Below are 15,751 nucleotides of genomic sequence, written 5' to 3' on the forward strand. Positions count from 1 at the left end.
TAAATGAATGACCTCACGGCAAATTGATATTTTATGCCGCCCCCACCTTTCTCCATGATGCAGGCCATCCACGCCCCGCCACGCCGGGGCCGCGCCAAACCCCAGGGAGAACATCATTGGAACACGCCGCCGCACAACGTCCAGGCCCATGCCGGACCACCGCCATCACCGATAGCATGCTGACCCGGTTGGTCGCCGAACACGGCACCCCACTGTGGGTGTACGACGCCCAGGTAATTCGTCAGCGCATCCAGCAACTGGCGGGCTTCGACACCATCCGCTTCGCCCAGAAAGCCTGCTCGAACCTGCATGTATTGCGCCTGATGCGTGAAGCGGGGGTAGCGGTTGATGCCGTGTCACTCGGTGAAATCGAGCGCGCACTCAAGGCCGGCTTCAAAACCGGCCGCACCTCAGGTGCTGCCGAAGTGGTGTTCACCGCCGACCTGTTCGACCGGGCCACCCTGAACCGCGTGGTAGAAACGCAAATCGAGGTCAACGTGGGCTCGATCGACATGCTTGAGCAACTGGGCGAGCGCTCCCCTGGGCACCGGGTCTGGCTGCGCATCAACCCGGGCTTCGGTCACGGCCATAGCAACAAGACCAACACCGGCGGTGAAAACAGCAAGCACGGAATCTGGCACGAGCAGCTGCAAGAGGCGCTGGCCCAGGTTCGCAAATATCAGCTGCATCTGGTCGGCCTGCATTTCCATATCGGCTCGGGCGTGGACTACTCCCACCTGCAGCGAGTATGCAGCGCCATGGTGGAACTGATTGGCCGCCTGGACCACGACATCGAAGCGATCTCTACCGGTGGCGGGCTGTCGGTACCTTACCGCGATGGCGAGCAGGCCGTAGACATCGCGCACTACCTCACGCAGTGGCGTGAAGCCAAACAGCAGATCGAGCAGCAGTTGGGTCACCCGGTGCGCCTGGAAATCGAGCCGGGTCGTTTTCTGGTGGCCGAGTCCGGCCTGCTGGTCGCTGAAGTACGCGGGACCAAGCCGATGGGCGGCAACCACTTCACCCTGGTCGATGCCGGCTTCAATGACCTGATGCGCCCCTCGATGTACGGCAGCTACCACGAGATTTCACTGATTCCACAGCCTGGCACCGCGCAGGCGCCGCGTCCGCCGCGCGCTACCGTGGTAGCAGGCCCGTTGTGCGAATCCGGTGATGTGTTTACTCAGCTTGAAGGCGGCATTGTCGAATCGCGCCTGCTGCCGTCGGCTCAGGTGGGGGATTACCTGGTGTTCCATACCGCCGGTGCCTATGGCGCGTCGATGTCGTCGAACTACAACAGCCGCGGGCATGCCGCTGAAGTACTGATCGACGGCGAGGCCTGTCGGTTGATCCGCAAACGCCAAAGCCTTGAGTCGTTGCTGGCGCTTGAACTGGACGCCTGAGGCTGTAACCAAACACAACACAGGCCGCAATGGCCTGTGTTGTGAGGCGGCGGTCAGACCGCCATTGGCGCGGTCATCGGCGCATGGTGCTCGTAGCCTTCAAGGCTGAAGTCGCTCGGCTCGATCAGTTCCAGCCACTCGGGCTGGTAAATACCCGTCTTGGCGAATTCCGGCACGCGGTCGGAGATCACCAGCTTCGGCGCGGCCAGTGGTTCGCGCTTGAGCTGCTCGTTGAGCATGTCCAGGTGGTTCTCATAGACGTGCGCATCGCCAATGAAGTAAGTGAACCAGCGTGGCGTGTAACCGGTCAGACGGCCCACCAGCGACAGCAGTGCAGCGCCTTCGGTGAGGTTGAACGGCGTGCCAAGGCCCAGATCGTTGGAGCGGATGTAGAGGGTCAGGGAAATTTCCTTGGTTTCGACATTCGGGTGGAACTGGTACAGCAAGTGGCACGGCGGCAGGGCCATCTCGTCAAGCTGGGCACAGTTCCAGCCGTGGAACAGGATGCGTCGGCTGCCTGGGTCATTGATGATGGTGTCGACGCACTGGCGAATCTGGTCAATGGCCTTGTACAGCACCACGAACGCTTCACCGCCTTCCTCGGCCTCGGCAATCGTCTGGAAGCCCTGGCTTTGAGCGAGCGCGATGGCAGCCGGGTTACTCAGCGCAATACGCTTGTACGCCGGCCACTGGCGCCATTGCACGCCGTAGATTTCACCCAGGTCGTCGGCGCCCTGACGGAACGGGTTGGCCAGCCACTGCGCATTCTCGTTGGCGTTCTGGTCCCAGACCTTGCAGCCCAGTTCGCGGAACTGCGCAGCGTTCTTCACACCGCGCAGGAAACCGACCATCTCGCCAATGGCTGACTTGAACGCCAGGCGGCGGGTGGTGATGGCCGGGAAGCCCTCCTGCAGGTCGAAACGCAGCATGGCACCGGGGAAGCTGATGGTGCGGATGCCGGTACGGTTACCCTGCAGGGTGCCGTGCTTGATCACGTGGGCGACCAGATCTAGATATTGCTTCATGACTTACCTGTTTCAAAACAGGCAGAGGCGCACCCCTGCCTTACACATTTAAAGCGCAGCGCCCTTGGCGGTCGGCGCGCGGCGATAGGCCCACCAGATCAACCCGATACCACCGAGGATCATTGGTACGCAAAGCAGTTGGCCCATGGTCAACCAACCAAACGCGATGTAGCCCAGTTGCGCATCGGGCACGCGGACGAACTCGACGATGAAGCGGAAGATGCCGTAGAACAGCGCGAACATACCGGAAATGGCCATCGTCGGGCGTGGTTTGCGCGAATACAGCCAGAGAACCAGGAACAATGCCACACCTTCCAGTGCAAACTGGTAAAGCTGCGACGGATGGCGCGGCAATTGTGCCGGATCACTGAAGGGCGGGAAGACCATGGCCCACGGCACATCGGTCGCCTTGCCCCACAATTCGGCGTTGATGAAGTTGCCGATACGCCCCGCACCCAGGCCAATCGGTACTAGCGGTGCAACGAAGTCCATCAGCTCAAAGAACGACTTGTTGTTACGCTTGCCGAACCACAGGGCCGCCAGCATGACGCCGATAAAGCCGCCATGGAACGACATGCCGCCCTTCCAGACTTCGAAAATCAACGCGGGATTGGCCAGGTACGCACTCAGGTCATAGAACAGTACGTACCCCAAGCGGCCACCGACAATCACCCCCATGGACAGCCAGAACACCAGGTCGGAAAGCTTTTCGCGGCTCCAGGTCGGGTCGAAACGCTTCAACCGGCGCGATGCCAGCAGCCAGGCGCCGCCGATGCCGATCAGGTACATCAGACCGTACCAGTGGATTTTCAGCGGCCCGATGGCCACGGCCACAGGGTCGATATTCGGATAAGGCAGCATCAAACGTCCTCTATTCTTAAAGCAAAAAGCTCAGGCCGACACAAAACAACAGTGCGGCAAACAGCCGTTTCAACAGGCGGGGCGACAGCTTGTGGGCCAGCCGCGCACCAAAACGGGCAAAAAACATACTGGTCAGGGCAATACCCAACAGCGCCGGTAAATACACGAACCCGAGACTATGCGCTGGCAACAACGGGTCGTGCCAGCCCAGAACCATGAAACTTAGCGCACTGGCCAGGGCAATCGGGAAGCCGCAGGCCGATGAAGTCGCCACCGCCTGCTGCATCGGCAAGCTGCGCCAGGTCAAAAACGGCACGGTCAGCGAGCCGCCGCCAATGCCGAAGATCGCCGAGGCCCAGCCGATCACACTGCCGACAGCGGTAAGGCCGGCTTTGCCAGGGATGCTGCGGCTGGCCTTGGGCTTGAGGTCCAGCGCCATCTGCAGGGCAATGATCAGGGCGAACACACCAATGATCTTTTGCAGGTTCGGGCCCTGAATCGCCGAGGCGGTTTTCGCACCAATGCCGGCGCCGATCAGGATCCCAAGGGTCATCCAGATGAAGATCGGCCACTGCACCGCGCCTTTGCGATGGTGTTCGCGAATGGCATTGACCGAGGTGAAGACGATGGTCGCCAACGAGGTGCCGACCGCCAGATGGGTCAATACCGAGGCGTCAAAGCCCTGCGCGGTGAAACTGAAGACCAATACCGGCACGATAATGATGCCGCCACCAACGCCGAACAGCCCGGCCAGCACGCCTGCACAGGCACCCAGCACTAGATAGAGCAGGAATTCCATTGTCGCCCCCGGAAAATTCTGTCCGGCATGGTAACGGAAGCCGGGGTAATGGCTCCAGTGGCTCGCAGCGAAGGCTCTGTTACAGTGAGTGAAAACCCAGGAAAGTCCAGCCATGTGCCTGATCGTTTTTGCCTGGCGACCGGGGCATCCCCAGCCGCTGATCGTTGCCGCCAACCGCGATGAATTCTATGCCCGCCCTGCCCAACCGCTCAGCCATTGGGCCGATGCGCCAGGGGTGTATGCCGGCCGCGACCTGGAAGCCGGTGGCACCTGGCTGGGCGTCGGCCCTGCCGGTCGCTTCGCCGCACTGACCAACATCCGCGACCCCGACCAGCCTCTGGGCCAGCGCTCACGGGGCGAGTTGGTGTCGGGGTTTCTGACCGGGACGCAGCCTATCGAGGCCTATCTGGATCAGGTGGCCAGCCGTGCCTCGGAGTACAGCGGCTTCAATTTGCTGCTGAGCGATGGGCAACAGTTGGCGTACTTGAGTGCGCGGGAGGCCACCCCTAGGCTGCTGGATACCGGCGTCTATGGCCTTTCCAATGCCGGGCTCGACACACCTTGGCCCAAGTTGCTCAAGGCCCGTGCCGCGCTGCAGGCACAGTTGCATGAGCCTCAGCCCGAGGCATTGTTGACGTTGCTGGCCGATGGCCAACAGGCGGCAGAAAGCGAACTGCCGGAAACCGGCGTAGGCATGGCCACGGAGCGGCTGTTGTCGAGTGTGTTCATTGCCAGCCAGAGCTACGGCACACGGGCCAGCACGGTGCTGCTGGTGTCGGCAGATGGTTCGCGGCAGTTGGTAGAGCGCAGCTTCGGGCCCTTTGGCGGGCATTTGGGCGAGGTGGCATTGCACCTATGACCCTATGAAATGCGAACCTATGAAATGCGCGGTGCCTGAGAGACAGGCACCGCGCAAGGTTATAGCGATGACGCGGCGTAGCAGCCCCTACAAGGTCTTCGGCGACGCCGGGTTGATCATCCGCGCCAGGCCCAGGTTCTTCAGGGCCAATTGCAGCGAGCTGTGGATAACTTGCGGGTTGTCGATCTTCATGGCCTGGGCCAACAAGTCCTTGGACTGGCTCAGGCTGATCTGACGCAGCATCCACTTCACCTTGGGCAGGTTGGTGGCGTTCATCGACAGGCTGTCAAAGCCCATGGCCATGAGCAGCACCGCCGCCGCCGGATCACCGGCCATCTCACCGCAGATACTCACCGGTTTGCCTTCGGCATGAGCGTCGTTGACTACGTTCTGCAACGCTTGCAGCACCGCCGGGTGCAGGTAGTCGTACAGGTCGGCAACCCGCGGGTTGTTGCGGTCGACGGCCAACAGGTACTGCGTCAGGTCGTTGGAGCCGACCGACAGGAAGTCCACCATGCGTGCCAGTTCGCGGGTCTGGTAGACCGCCGCAGGAATCTCGATCATCACTCCCACCGGCGGCATCGGCACATCGGTACCTTCATCACGCACTTCGCCCCAGGCGCGGTGGATCAGATGCAAGGCCTCTTCCAGCTCATGAATACCGGAAATCATCGGCAGCAGAATGCGCAGGTTGTTCAACCCTTCGCTGGCCTTGAGCATGGCGCGGGTCTGCACCAGGAAGATCTCGGGGTGGTCGAGGGTCACGCGGATACCGCGCCAGCCGAGGAAGGGGTTGTCTTCCTTGATCGGGAAATAGGACAAGGCCTTGTCGCCGCCGATGTCCAGGCTGCGCATGGTCACAGGCTGCGGATGAAACGCCGCCAGTTGCTCGCGGTAGATCGCCAGCTGTTCCTTCTCGCTGGGGAAGCGCTGGTTGATCATGAACGGGACTTCGGTGCGGTACAGGCCGACACCCTCGGCACCGCGCTGCTGGGCGCGGGCGACATCGGCAAGCAGGCCGGTGTTCACCCACAGCGGCATGCGATGGCCGTCGGTAGTGATGCACGGCAGCTCGCGCAGGGCGTCGAGCCCCTGAGCCAACTGGCGCTCCTCTTCCACCACCTCGGCATACTGCTTGCGCAGTACCTCGCTGGGGTTGGTGTAGACCTCGCCGTGGTAGCCGTCGACGATCATCTGAATGCCGTCGACCTTGGAGTACGGCAGGTCGACCAGGCCCATGACCGTCGGAATACCCATGGCCCGGGCCAGGATCGCAACGTGGGAGTTACCCGAACCCAATACCGAGACCAGGCCCGCAAGCTTGCCCTCAGGCACTTCGCCAAGCATGGCAGGGGTCAGCTCTTCGCTGACCAGAATCGTGTTGTCGGGATAGACCAGCGTCTGCTGGCGGGCCTCCTGCAGGTAGGCCAGCAGTCGCCGGCCCAGATCCTTCACGTCGGAAGCCCTCTCCCGCAGGTAGTCGTCGTCCATCAGCTCGAAACGGCTGACGTGCTCGCCGACCACCTGACGCAAGGCGCCTTGGGCCCATTGGCCGGTCTTGATCACCTGCACGACTTCACCGCCCAGGGCAGCATCTTCGAGCATCATCAGGTAGACGTCGAACAACGCCCGCTCTTCTGGGCGCAACTGGGTAGCCAGCTTGGCCGAGAGGGTGCGCATGTCGTTGCGCACGCCTTCAAGGGCGTTGTTGAACAGGCTTAGCTCGGCGTCGATGTCCGTGACGGTCTTATCCGGCACGACGTCGAGGTCGGCCGGCGGCAGCATGACCACGGCGGTACCGACCGCTGCACCCGGCGAACCCGGCACACCGACGAATTTGGCTTCCTGGATACCTTTGCCTTGGCGGCCCAGGCCACGGATCGAACCTGTCGCCTCGGCATGGGCGATAACCCCGGCAAGCTGCGCGCTCATGGTCACGAGGAAGGCTTCTTCGCCCTCATCGAACTGGCGGCGCTCTTTTTGCTGGATAACCAGAACACCAACCACGCGACGGTGGTGGATGATCGGCGCCCCGAGGAACGAGGCAAAGCGTTCTTCGCCCGTTTCGGCAAAGTAGCGATAACGCGGGTGATCGGCGGCGTTTTCGAGGTTCAGCGGCTCTTCGCGGGTGCCCACGAGGCCGACCAGGCCTTCGTTGGGGGCCATGCTGACCTTGCCGATAGACCGCTTGTTCAGGCCCTCGGTGGCCATCAGGACGAAACGGTTGGTTTCGGGATCAAGCAAGTAGACCGAGCAGACCTGACTGCCCATGGCCTCTTTGACGCGCAAGACAATAATCCCCAACGCCGTTTTCAGATCCTTGGCGGAGTTAACTTCCTGGACGATCTTGCGCAGCGTATTGAGCATGGCTCGGGGTCGAACTCCGTCGTCAGTCGCGCGCCAACAGGCGCGGTGCAAGCTCTTTGAGAGCGCGGCGGTAAACCTCGCGCTTGAATGTCACCACCTGGCCCAGCGGGTACCAATAACTGACCCAACGCCAGCCATCGAACTCCGGTTTCCCGGTCAAATCCATCCGCACTCGCTGCTCATTGGACACCAGGCGCAGGAGAAACCATTTCTGTTTCTGGCCGATACACAGCGGTTGGCTGTGGGTACGCACCAGGCGTTGGGGTAAACGATAACGCAACCAGCCACGGGTGCAGGCAAGAATTTCAACATCATGTCGTTCAAGCCCCACTTCTTCGTTCAGCTCGCGGTACAAGGCCTCTTCTGGTGTTTCCTCGGGGTTGATCCCGCCCTGGGGAAACTGCCAGGCATCCTGGTTGATACGACGAGCCCATAGCACCTGCCCGGCATCATTCGTCAGAATGATCCCGACATTGGGGCGAAAACCATCGGGGTCGATCACGGCAGCAACCTCGCAAACGCATGTCCCCGCATTGTTCCACAAAGCCCACAAGGCCAGCAACGCGCCTGCGGACCTTATGTGCATCGATGTGAAAAGTCCGTATTCTTAAGGACTTTTCAGATGTTATGCGAGTGACTGCAATGCGCCTGGCTTTATTCGATCTGGACAATACTCTCCTTGGCGGTGACAGCGATCACGCATGGGGCGATTACCTCTGCGAGCGCGGCATTCTCGACCCTGTCGAGTACCAGAACCGCAACGATGCCTTCTATCAGGACTACCTGGCCGGCAAGCTGAATCTGAACGACTACCTGAACTTCAGCCTGGAAATCCTCGCCAGAACCGAAATGGCGCAACTCGACGAATGGCACCGCGACTTCATGCGCGACTGCGTTGAGCCGATCATCCTGCCCAAAGCCCTTGAACTGCTGGAAGAACACCGTAGCGCAGGCGACAAGCTGGTGATCATCACCGCCACCAACCGTTTCATCACCGGCCCGATTGCCAAGCGCCTGGGCGTACAAACCCTGCTGGCCACCGAATGCGAGATGATTGATGGCCGTTACAGCGGGCGCAGTACCGATATACCGTGTTTCCGTGAAGGCAAAGTGACACGCCTTAATCGCTGGCTGCTGGAAAACGGCTTCAGCCTGGAAGGCAGCCATTTCTACAGCGACTCGATGAACGACCTGGCGCTGCTGGAAGCGGTCGAGCACCCGATTGCGGTCGACCCGGACCCGAACCTGCGCGCCGAAGCCGAAAAGCGTGGCTGGAGAGTCATCAGCCTGCGTGACTAAGGGCTGAAGGCAATCAATCGCCAGCACGTCCTGCACCCAAGTAGTGCAGGGTGTGCTGGCGACAGGCGCGACGATTACACCGGTTTAGCGACCATCAGGCCGATGATGCTGAGGAAAATAACCGCGCTCAGCGCTGCCAGTATCACGACCGAGCGTCGACTGGCTGTGGCCTTGCCCAGTCGCCCTACCAGCAGCAACCAGCACACGCACCCCAGCAGGTAGAGTACGGCCCCGCCAAGCAGCCAGGCCTGTTCCAGCGGCCAACCAATCAGGTGCACCAGCCACCAGCCACTGAAGGGCAGGCTGAACAGGCTCAGGCCCATCAGAATCCAGACGAACAACCAGGGCCGCTGCAGGCTCGTCGCTGGGCCGGCTACCGTATTGGCGCGCTGACGCCACGCCTGGAACACCAGACCCAGCGCACACCCCAGCGACAACGCCGTCGCCAGGCCATGCAACATTTTCATCACGCTTAAAGTTTCCATACGAAAGCATCCCGCCCCGTCAAAGCATCGTCTTGAGCGTAGCAGCCTCAGCCGAGGAACAGCCGGTACGCCGGGTTCTCGGTTTCATCCCAGTAGGGGTAGCCGATCTTGGCCAGCGCTGCGGGCACCAGATGGCGCTCTTCGTCCGGCACCTGCAAACCTGCAACCACACGGCCGTCAGCCGCACCGTGGTTACGGTAATGGAACATCGAGATGTTCCAGCGCCCACCCAGTTTGTTGAGGAAGTTGAACAACGCACCCGGACGCTCTGGAAACTCGAAGCGCAGGACCATCTCGTTGCTGACACCCGCCGCATGACCTCCGACCATGTGCCGGATATGCAACTTGGCCAGTTCGTTGTCGGTCAGGTCGAGCACCGGGAAGCCCTGCTCACTCAGGCTTTGCAACAAGGCGCTGCGCGGGTCGGTGTCAGGATGGGTTTGCACGCCAACAAAAATATGGGCTTCGCCCTCGGCGTGGTAACGGTAGTTGAACTCGGTGATCTGGCGCTTGCCAATGGCCTCGCAAAACGCCTTGAAGCTGCCCGGTTGCTCAGGGATGGTCACGGCAATGATTGCCTCACGCCCTTCACCCAGCTCGGCGCGCTCGGCCACATGGCGCAGACGGTCGAAGTTGACGTTGGCACCGGAGTCGATGGCCACCAGCGTCTGGCCGCTGACACCGCGCAGTTCGACGTATTTCTTGATACCCGCCACACCCAGGGCACCCGCAGGTTCAGTGATCGAGCGGGTATCGTCGTAAATATCCTTGATCGCCGCACAGATCTCATCGGTACTGACGGTAATGACCTCGTCGACGTAGTCTTTGCAGATCTCAAAGGTGTACTGGCCGATTTGCGCGACTGCCACGCCATCGGCGAACAACCCGACCTGCGGCAATACCACGCGCTCACCCGCAGCCATGGCGGCTTGCAGGCAATTGGAGTCATCCGGCTCGACGCCGATCACCTTGATCTCCGGGCGCAGGTACTTCACGTAGGCCGCGATACCGGCAATCAGGCCACCACCACCGACCGGAACGAAGATCGCGTCCAGCTGGCCCGGGTGCTGGCGCAGAATCTCCATGGCCACGGTGCCTTGGCCTGCAATGGTGTGCGGGTCGTCGTAGGGGTGGATGTAGACGAAGCCCTTCTCATCGACCAGTTTCAGCGAATAGGCCAGCGCTTCGGGGAAGGAATCACCATGCAGCACAACCTTGCCGCCACGCGAGCGTACACCTTCGACCTTGATCTCGGGCGTGGTCTTGGGCATGACGATGGTTGCCTTGATGCCCAACTCCTTCGCCGCAAGTGCTACACCCTGGGCATGGTTACCCGCCGACGCGGTGACCACGCCACGGGCGAGTTCTTCGGGGGTCAGTTGGGCCAGCTTGTTGTAGGCGCCACGAATCTTGAAGGAGAACACCGGCTGCAGGTCTTCGCGCTTGAGCAGCACGGTATTGCCCAAGCGCTTGCTCAGCTGCCCGGCACGTTGCAATGGCGTTTCGACAGCGACGTCATAGACGCGCGAGGTGAGGATCTTCTTGACGTACTGTTCGAGCATCGGGAAAGCATCACTGGGCGGCTGGGACAAGGCCTGGGAGTCTACCCCAGCGCCCTGTCGGGCGACCACCGCCAGCCTGGGGTTTTAGCCGTTATACTAGGCAACCTCAGATACTCCTCCCCGCTTCGGAGCCCGCATGACCCAGGACCAACTCAAACAGGCTGTCGCCCAGGCCGCTGTCGATTTCATTCTGCCCAAGCTCGATGACAAGAGCATCGTCGGCGTCGGCACCGGCTCGACCGCCAACTGCTTCATCGACGCCCTGGCCAAGCACAAAGGTGCCTTCGACGGTGCCGTTGCCAGTTCCGAAGCCACTGCTGCGCGCCTGAAAGGCCATGGCATTCCGGTGTATGAGCTGAACACCGTCAGCGAGTTGGAGTTCTATGTCGACGGTGCCGACGAAAGCAACGAGCACCTGGCCCTGATCAAGGGCGGCGGCGCCGCACTTACCCGCGAGAAGATCGTTGCCGCCGTGGCCAAGACCTTCATCTGCATCGCTGACGCCAGCAAGCTGGTTCCGGTACTGGGCGCCTTCCCGCTGCCAGTGGAAGTGATCCCGATGGCCCGCAGTCACGTTGCCCGCCAACTGGTCAAACTGGGCGGCGACCCGGTGTACCGCGAAGGCGTGGTAACCGACAACGGCAACATCATCCTCGATGTGTACAACCTGCAGATCACCAACCCGGTGGAACTGGAAAATCAGATCAACGCCATCGTTGGTGTCGTCACCAACGGTCTGTTCGCCGCGCGCCCTGCCGACCTGCTGCTGCTGGGTACCCCGGAAGGCGTAAAAACACTGCGTAACTGATACACCCGTCAAGCTCAGGCCGGCCCCCAACGATGGTCGTTTACGGGGCCGGTTGCTTCTTGAAGATGTAGAACAGGTTGGGTTCACTGACCAGGTAGAGCGTCCCGGCATCGTCCAGGGCAATACCTTCTGCCTGCGGCACGCTCTGCTGCAACCCTTGAAAACCCTTGTGCAGAGACAAGCTGTTCAACGGTTTCCCTTCAGTATCCAGCTCCAGCACCAGTTTCGATTCGTCCGACAAGGCCAGCAAATGGCCGCTGCGCTCATCGAACACCAGGCTCGACAAATCACGCATGAACAACCGTGAATCACGCTGGCGATCCTGCACTACATGCACGGAATAAGGCTGCCCGTCGCCCTCATGAGGGAACCCCTGCACCTCGTAGATCAACATCGGGTCGCGCTCCTTGGCCACGAACAGACGCTTGCCTGCCGAGTCATAGGCCAAACCCTCGAACCCTTTGTTGCCGTTCAGACCAACCCCCAGAGACAGCTGCTCAGCGGTACTGGCATCCAGCACACGGGTGTCATCATTCAGTTGAGCAAGGATCAGCCGCTGTTGGCGCTCGTCGGTGATGACATAGCTGCCAGGCCCGACATACTCAACGGCTTCCGGGTCGCCGAAACCAATCAACGGCAAGCGCCTCACGATGACGCCATCCAGCGACAGCTCTATCAGTTCTGAACGCTTGTTGGTGACACTGAACAGGCTTTTACGATCAGGGTCGTAGGTCAGTGCAGAGAGGTCATCGTCCAGCCCCTCGATAGGCTTGGCTTCAAGTACGACCTGATAGCGATCCAGGCCAATACCGTGCTCGACCGGCTGCCACCAGGTCTTGAGGTTGAACCAACCGCGCTCGAGCAATCGATACTCGTGCGCCGCCAAAGCCAACAAAGAAAGGGCCGACAGGCTGATAAGCAAAGCAAGCAGAGGTAAACGGATAAAACGTCGCATTCAGGCAGACTCAACAAAAATCGACCTAAAGCTAACCATACCCACCTGAATCGAAGCTTAAAGCACCAGGGCAAGCACGCTTAGTGCTTGCGGAAGCGATAGAACAGGTTCGGCTCGCTGACCATATACAGCGTGCCCTGCTCATCCATGGCAACCCCTTCAGCCCGTGGAATACGCTTTTGCAAACCGTTGAAGCCGCCCTGCAGGGTCATGAAGCTGACCTGTTGGCCCTGCTGATCCAGCTCGAGCAACATGTTGGAGTCGGCCGACAGCACCAGCATATGGCCCGTACGTGGATCGATGCCAAGGGCAGATACATTGCGCAGATCGAGTTCGTCGCTGGACAGCGACTGTTTCTGACCGCTCAATTGGCCCGAACTATCGCTACTCCAGGTGAACAACTTTGGTGGCCGCTCCTCACCCAACACCAACCGTTGGCGTTTTGGCTCCCAGGCAACCCCCTCGAACGCCTTGTTCTGATTCTTCGACGGCCCAAGGTCGTATTGCGGGAAGTCGGCGCTGTTCAGTGCCTTGGTATTGGCATCGACCCGAATGATGGTCACGGTATGATCGCGCTCATCGACAATTGCCATGCGCCCACCCTCCAGCACGGCAACCCCCTCGGGGTTGCTCCAGCCATTGAGGGGCATTTTGCGCAGCACATCACCGTCCAGCGTCAGTTGAACCAGGAACGGGTTCTTGCCCATCACCGCGAACAGGGTTTTGGTTTGCGGGTCGTAGGAGACATCGGAAGCTTCGTCATCTTCCATGCCAGGCAGCACCTTGGCATCAATGTCGGCGTGGTAGTCCGGCAACCAGACGCTAGCCCGTTGTTCTGCCGGGCTCTCGAAACGCTCTTTGATCCAGAGCAGGCCACGGTCATCCCAATGCATGGCATAGGTCACGCCATAGCCGATGACCGCCGCAGTCGCCAACCAGGTCGACCAACGCAACATAAAAGGACGCTTGCGTACAGACGGCAGAGAGTCGCCGGAAGGAAACGGTGTGGTCATCGAGGATTCCTGCTTGTTTTTTACCGATTTAATAGCACAGCACCGGCAGGTTCACGTGAACCAATGCGCAGGCATTATCCGGATGACTTGTGAAAAAATCGGTAAAAGCAGGCTGACTGTAACGATAAAGCAGGTGGCAGCCATTACGACTGCCACACAGATCCGGCGTACCGGCGCTCAGAGTACCTTGCTTTCGAAACGGCTGATGCCAGGCAGCTCCAGCACCAGTTCGTCCCCCTGATTCAGCGGGCCGACGCCTGCTGGCGTACCGGTGAGGATCACATCACCGGCCTGCAGGGAAAACTGTGCCGCCATGTACTGGATCATCGGAACAATCGGATTAAGCATCAGCTCGCTGTTGCCATCCTGGCGTACCTCGCCATTGATGCTCAGACGAATGCCGATATCGGTCAGGTCCTCGAAGGTACTGGCCGGCACGAACGGTGCCAGAACGCAGGCGCCATCGAACGACTTGGCCAACTCCCAGGGCAAGCCCTTTTCCTTCAGCTTGGACTGAACGTCACGCAGGGTCAGGTCCAGTGCCGGGGCGAAGCCGGAGATCGCATCGAGCACTTCTTCCTCGTCGGGCTGGGTCGACAGCGACTTGCCCAGCAACACGGCGATTTCCGCCTCGTAGTGCACCGAACCACGCTCGGTCGGGATCTTGAAGCCACCCTCGAGCGGCACGACACAACTGCCGGGCTTGATGAACAACAAGGGTTCAGTCGGTACCGGGTTATTCAGTTCCTTGGCATGTTCGGCGTAATTACGGCCAATGCACACCACCTTGCCCAACGGGAAGTGAATACGCGTGCCGTCTAGATACTGGTGCTGGTAGCTCATTGCCGACTCCTGGCGCTGTTAATCACTTTTGGGGGAAACGCGTCACTCGACCGGGAAGATCTTGCCCGGGTTCATGATCCCATTCGGGTCGAAGGCGGCCTTAACCGCCTTCATGTACTCGATTTCCACGGGCGAACGGCTGTAGGTCAGGTAGTCGCGCTTGGTCATGCCAACACCGTGCTCGGCAGAAATCGAGCCGTTGTACTTCTCTACTATTTCGAAAACCCATTTGTTGACGGTAGCGCACTTGGCGAAGAACTCGTCCTTACTCAGGTTTTCCGGCTTGAGGATGTTCAGGTGCAAATTGCCGTCGCCGATGTGGCCATACCAGACGACTTCAAAATCAGGGTAATGCTCGCCGACAATCGCATCGATATCCTTCAAGAACACCGGCACTTTCGATACGGTGACCGAGATGTCGTTCTTGTAGGGCGTCCAGTGCGAGATGGTCTCGGAGATGTACTCACGCAGTTTCCAGAGGTTTTTCAGTTGTTGCTCGCTCTGGCTCATCACACCGTCGATTACCCAGCCTTGCTCCACACAGTGCTCGAAGGTTGCCAGGGCGTCGTTGGCCACCTCTTCGGTGCTCGCCTCGAACTCCAGCAAGGCATAGAACGGGCAGTCGGTGTCAAAGGGTGCCGGCACATCGCCACGCCCCATGATCTTGGCCAGGGCCTTGTCGGAGAAGAACTCAAAGGCAGTGAGGTCCAGTTTGCCCTGGAAAGCATGCAGCACCGGCATGATCGAGTCGAAGTCCGGGGTGCCCAGGACCATCGCGGTGAGATTCTTCGGCGCGCGGTCCAGGCGCATCGTGGCTTCAACCACAAAGCCCAGAGTGCCTTCAGCCCCAATGAACAACTGACGCAGATCGTAACCGGTGGCGTTCTTGATCAAGTCCTTGTTCAACTCAAGCAGGTCGCCCTTGCCGGTGACGACTTTCAGGCCAGCCACCCAATTACGGGTCATACCGTAGCGAATAACCTTGATACCGCCGGCATTGGTGCCGATATTGCCGCCAATCTGGCTTGATCCTGCTGAGGCAAAGTCAACTGGGTAGTACAGCCCCTGGTCTGCCGCGAACTGCTGCAGTTGCGCGGTAATCACCCCAGGCTGGCAGACGACCGTACGATCACCGGCGTTGAAACCGAGAATCTGGTTCATGTAGTCGAAGGCCACTACCACTTCGCCATTGGCCGCCACGGCTGCGGCGGAAAGCCCGGTTCGCCCGCCCGACGGCACCAGCGCAACCTTGCGCTGGTTGGCCCAGCGGACGATGGCCTGTACCTGTTCGATGCTCTTCGGAAACACGATGGCCAGCGGTGCCGGCGCAAAATGTTTGGTCCAATCCTTGCCGTACGTATCGAGGGAAGCAGCGTCGGTGAGTACCTTGCCAGGTTCAACCAGAGTCAACAGCTCATCAATCAGCGCAGGATTGGTCATCGATAGAACTCTCGAACAATTCATAGTCACCC

General features: G+C 60.2%; 15 protein-coding genes. 4 read left to right on the forward strand and 11 right to left on the reverse strand.

Annotation, left to right across the window (positions count from 1 at the left end; all coding sequences use genetic code 11):
• Positions 1-164: 164 nt before the first annotated feature.
• Positions 165-1,403: a diaminopimelate decarboxylase gene (lysA, locus tag EKA13_RS02645; RefSeq protein ID WP_218060837.1), complete on the forward strand. Its 1,239-nt coding sequence runs from the start codon at positions 165-167 to the stop codon at positions 1,401-1,403.
• Between the two features lie 53 nt (positions 1,404-1,456).
• Here lysA and EKA13_RS02650 read toward each other — a convergent pair whose 3' ends face one another.
• From EKA13_RS02650 to EKA13_RS02660, 3 genes are read right to left on the reverse strand one after another with little or no spacing between them, the layout of a single operon-like run.
• Positions 1,457-2,428: a thymidylate synthase gene (locus EKA13_RS02650; protein ID WP_065757994.1), complete on the reverse strand. Its 972-nt coding sequence runs from the start codon at positions 2,426-2,428 to the stop codon at positions 1,457-1,459.
• 48 nt (positions 2,429-2,476) lie between these two features.
• Positions 2,477-3,289 (reverse strand): prolipoprotein diacylglyceryl transferase, encoded by an 813-nt coding sequence (gene lgt / locus EKA13_RS02655; RefSeq protein ID WP_065757995.1) that lies wholly within the window; start codon positions 3,287-3,289, stop codon positions 2,477-2,479.
• Between the two features lie 16 nt (positions 3,290-3,305).
• Positions 3,306-4,088, reverse strand: coding sequence for a sulfite exporter TauE/SafE family protein (locus EKA13_RS02660; RefSeq protein ID WP_065757996.1), 783 nt, complete (start codon positions 4,086-4,088; stop codon positions 3,306-3,308).
• A gap of 112 nt (positions 4,089-4,200) precedes the next feature.
• Between EKA13_RS02660 and EKA13_RS02665 the strand changes: the two genes are divergently transcribed.
• Positions 4,201-4,947 carry an NRDE family protein gene (locus EKA13_RS02665; protein ID WP_065757997.1) on the forward strand — a complete coding sequence of 249 codons (747 nt, stop codon included), beginning with the start codon at positions 4,201-4,203 and terminating at the stop codon, positions 4,945-4,947.
• Positions 4,948-5,034: 87 nt separating this feature from the next.
• Here EKA13_RS02665 and ptsP read toward each other — a convergent pair whose 3' ends face one another.
• Positions 5,035-7,314: a phosphoenolpyruvate--protein phosphotransferase gene (gene ptsP / locus EKA13_RS02670; protein ID WP_065757998.1), complete on the reverse strand. Its 2,280-nt coding sequence runs from the start codon at positions 7,312-7,314 to the stop codon at positions 5,035-5,037.
• Between the two features lie 22 nt (positions 7,315-7,336).
• On the reverse strand, positions 7,337-7,816 hold the full coding sequence (locus tag EKA13_RS02675; RefSeq protein WP_065757999.1) for an RNA pyrophosphohydrolase: 480 nt from the start codon (positions 7,814-7,816) through the stop codon (positions 7,337-7,339).
• Positions 7,817-7,956: 140 nt separating this feature from the next.
• Here EKA13_RS02675 and EKA13_RS02680 point away from each other — a divergent pair, with 140 nt between their 5' ends.
• A complete protein-coding gene (locus tag EKA13_RS02680; protein WP_065758000.1) occupies positions 7,957-8,613 on the forward strand; it encodes a histidinol-phosphatase in 657 nt (218 codons plus the stop codon).
• A gap of 74 nt (positions 8,614-8,687) precedes the next feature.
• Here the strand turns inward: EKA13_RS02680 and EKA13_RS02685 are convergent, their stop codons facing one another.
• A complete protein-coding gene (locus EKA13_RS02685) occupies positions 8,688-9,098 on the reverse strand; it encodes a DUF2269 family protein (RefSeq protein WP_065758001.1) in 411 nt (136 codons plus the stop codon).
• A 47-nt stretch (positions 9,099-9,145) separates the two neighbouring features.
• The gene (gene ilvA / locus EKA13_RS02690; RefSeq protein ID WP_065758002.1) at positions 9,146-10,660 is read right to left on the reverse strand and encodes a threonine ammonia-lyase, biosynthetic; all 1,515 of its coding nucleotides are present in this window, start codon (positions 10,658-10,660) and stop codon (positions 9,146-9,148) included.
• A 136-nt stretch (positions 10,661-10,796) separates the two neighbouring features.
• On the opposite strand from ilvA, the gene rpiA reads away from it, so the two are divergent.
• A complete protein-coding gene (gene rpiA / locus EKA13_RS02695; RefSeq protein ID WP_065758003.1) occupies positions 10,797-11,468 on the forward strand; it encodes a ribose-5-phosphate isomerase RpiA in 672 nt (223 codons plus the stop codon).
• A gap of 40 nt (positions 11,469-11,508) precedes the next feature.
• Here the strand turns inward: rpiA and EKA13_RS02700 are convergent, their stop codons facing one another.
• The 4 genes from EKA13_RS02700 to EKA13_RS02715 form a co-directional block, all read right to left on the reverse strand.
• Positions 11,509-12,423 (reverse strand): SdiA-regulated domain-containing protein, encoded by a 915-nt coding sequence (locus EKA13_RS02700; protein WP_065758004.1) that lies wholly within the window; start codon positions 12,421-12,423, stop codon positions 11,509-11,511.
• An 80-nt stretch (positions 12,424-12,503) separates the two neighbouring features.
• On the reverse strand, positions 12,504-13,436 hold the full coding sequence (locus EKA13_RS02705) for an SdiA-regulated domain-containing protein (protein ID WP_065758005.1): 933 nt from the start codon (positions 13,434-13,436) through the stop codon (positions 12,504-12,506).
• Positions 13,437-13,613: 177 nt separating this feature from the next.
• Positions 13,614-14,279 (reverse strand): fumarylacetoacetate hydrolase family protein, encoded by a 666-nt coding sequence (locus tag EKA13_RS02710; protein ID WP_065758006.1) that lies wholly within the window; start codon positions 14,277-14,279, stop codon positions 13,614-13,616.
• A 42-nt stretch (positions 14,280-14,321) separates the two neighbouring features.
• Positions 14,322-15,719, reverse strand: coding sequence for an FAD-binding oxidoreductase (locus tag EKA13_RS02715; protein ID WP_065758007.1), 1,398 nt, complete (start codon positions 15,717-15,719; stop codon positions 14,322-14,324).
• Positions 15,720-15,751 lie beyond the last annotated feature (32 nt).

It is taken from the genome of Pseudomonas defluvii, assembly GCF_001695625.1.
Lineage (GTDB): Bacteria > Pseudomonadota > Gammaproteobacteria > Pseudomonadales > Pseudomonadaceae > Aquipseudomonas > Aquipseudomonas defluvii.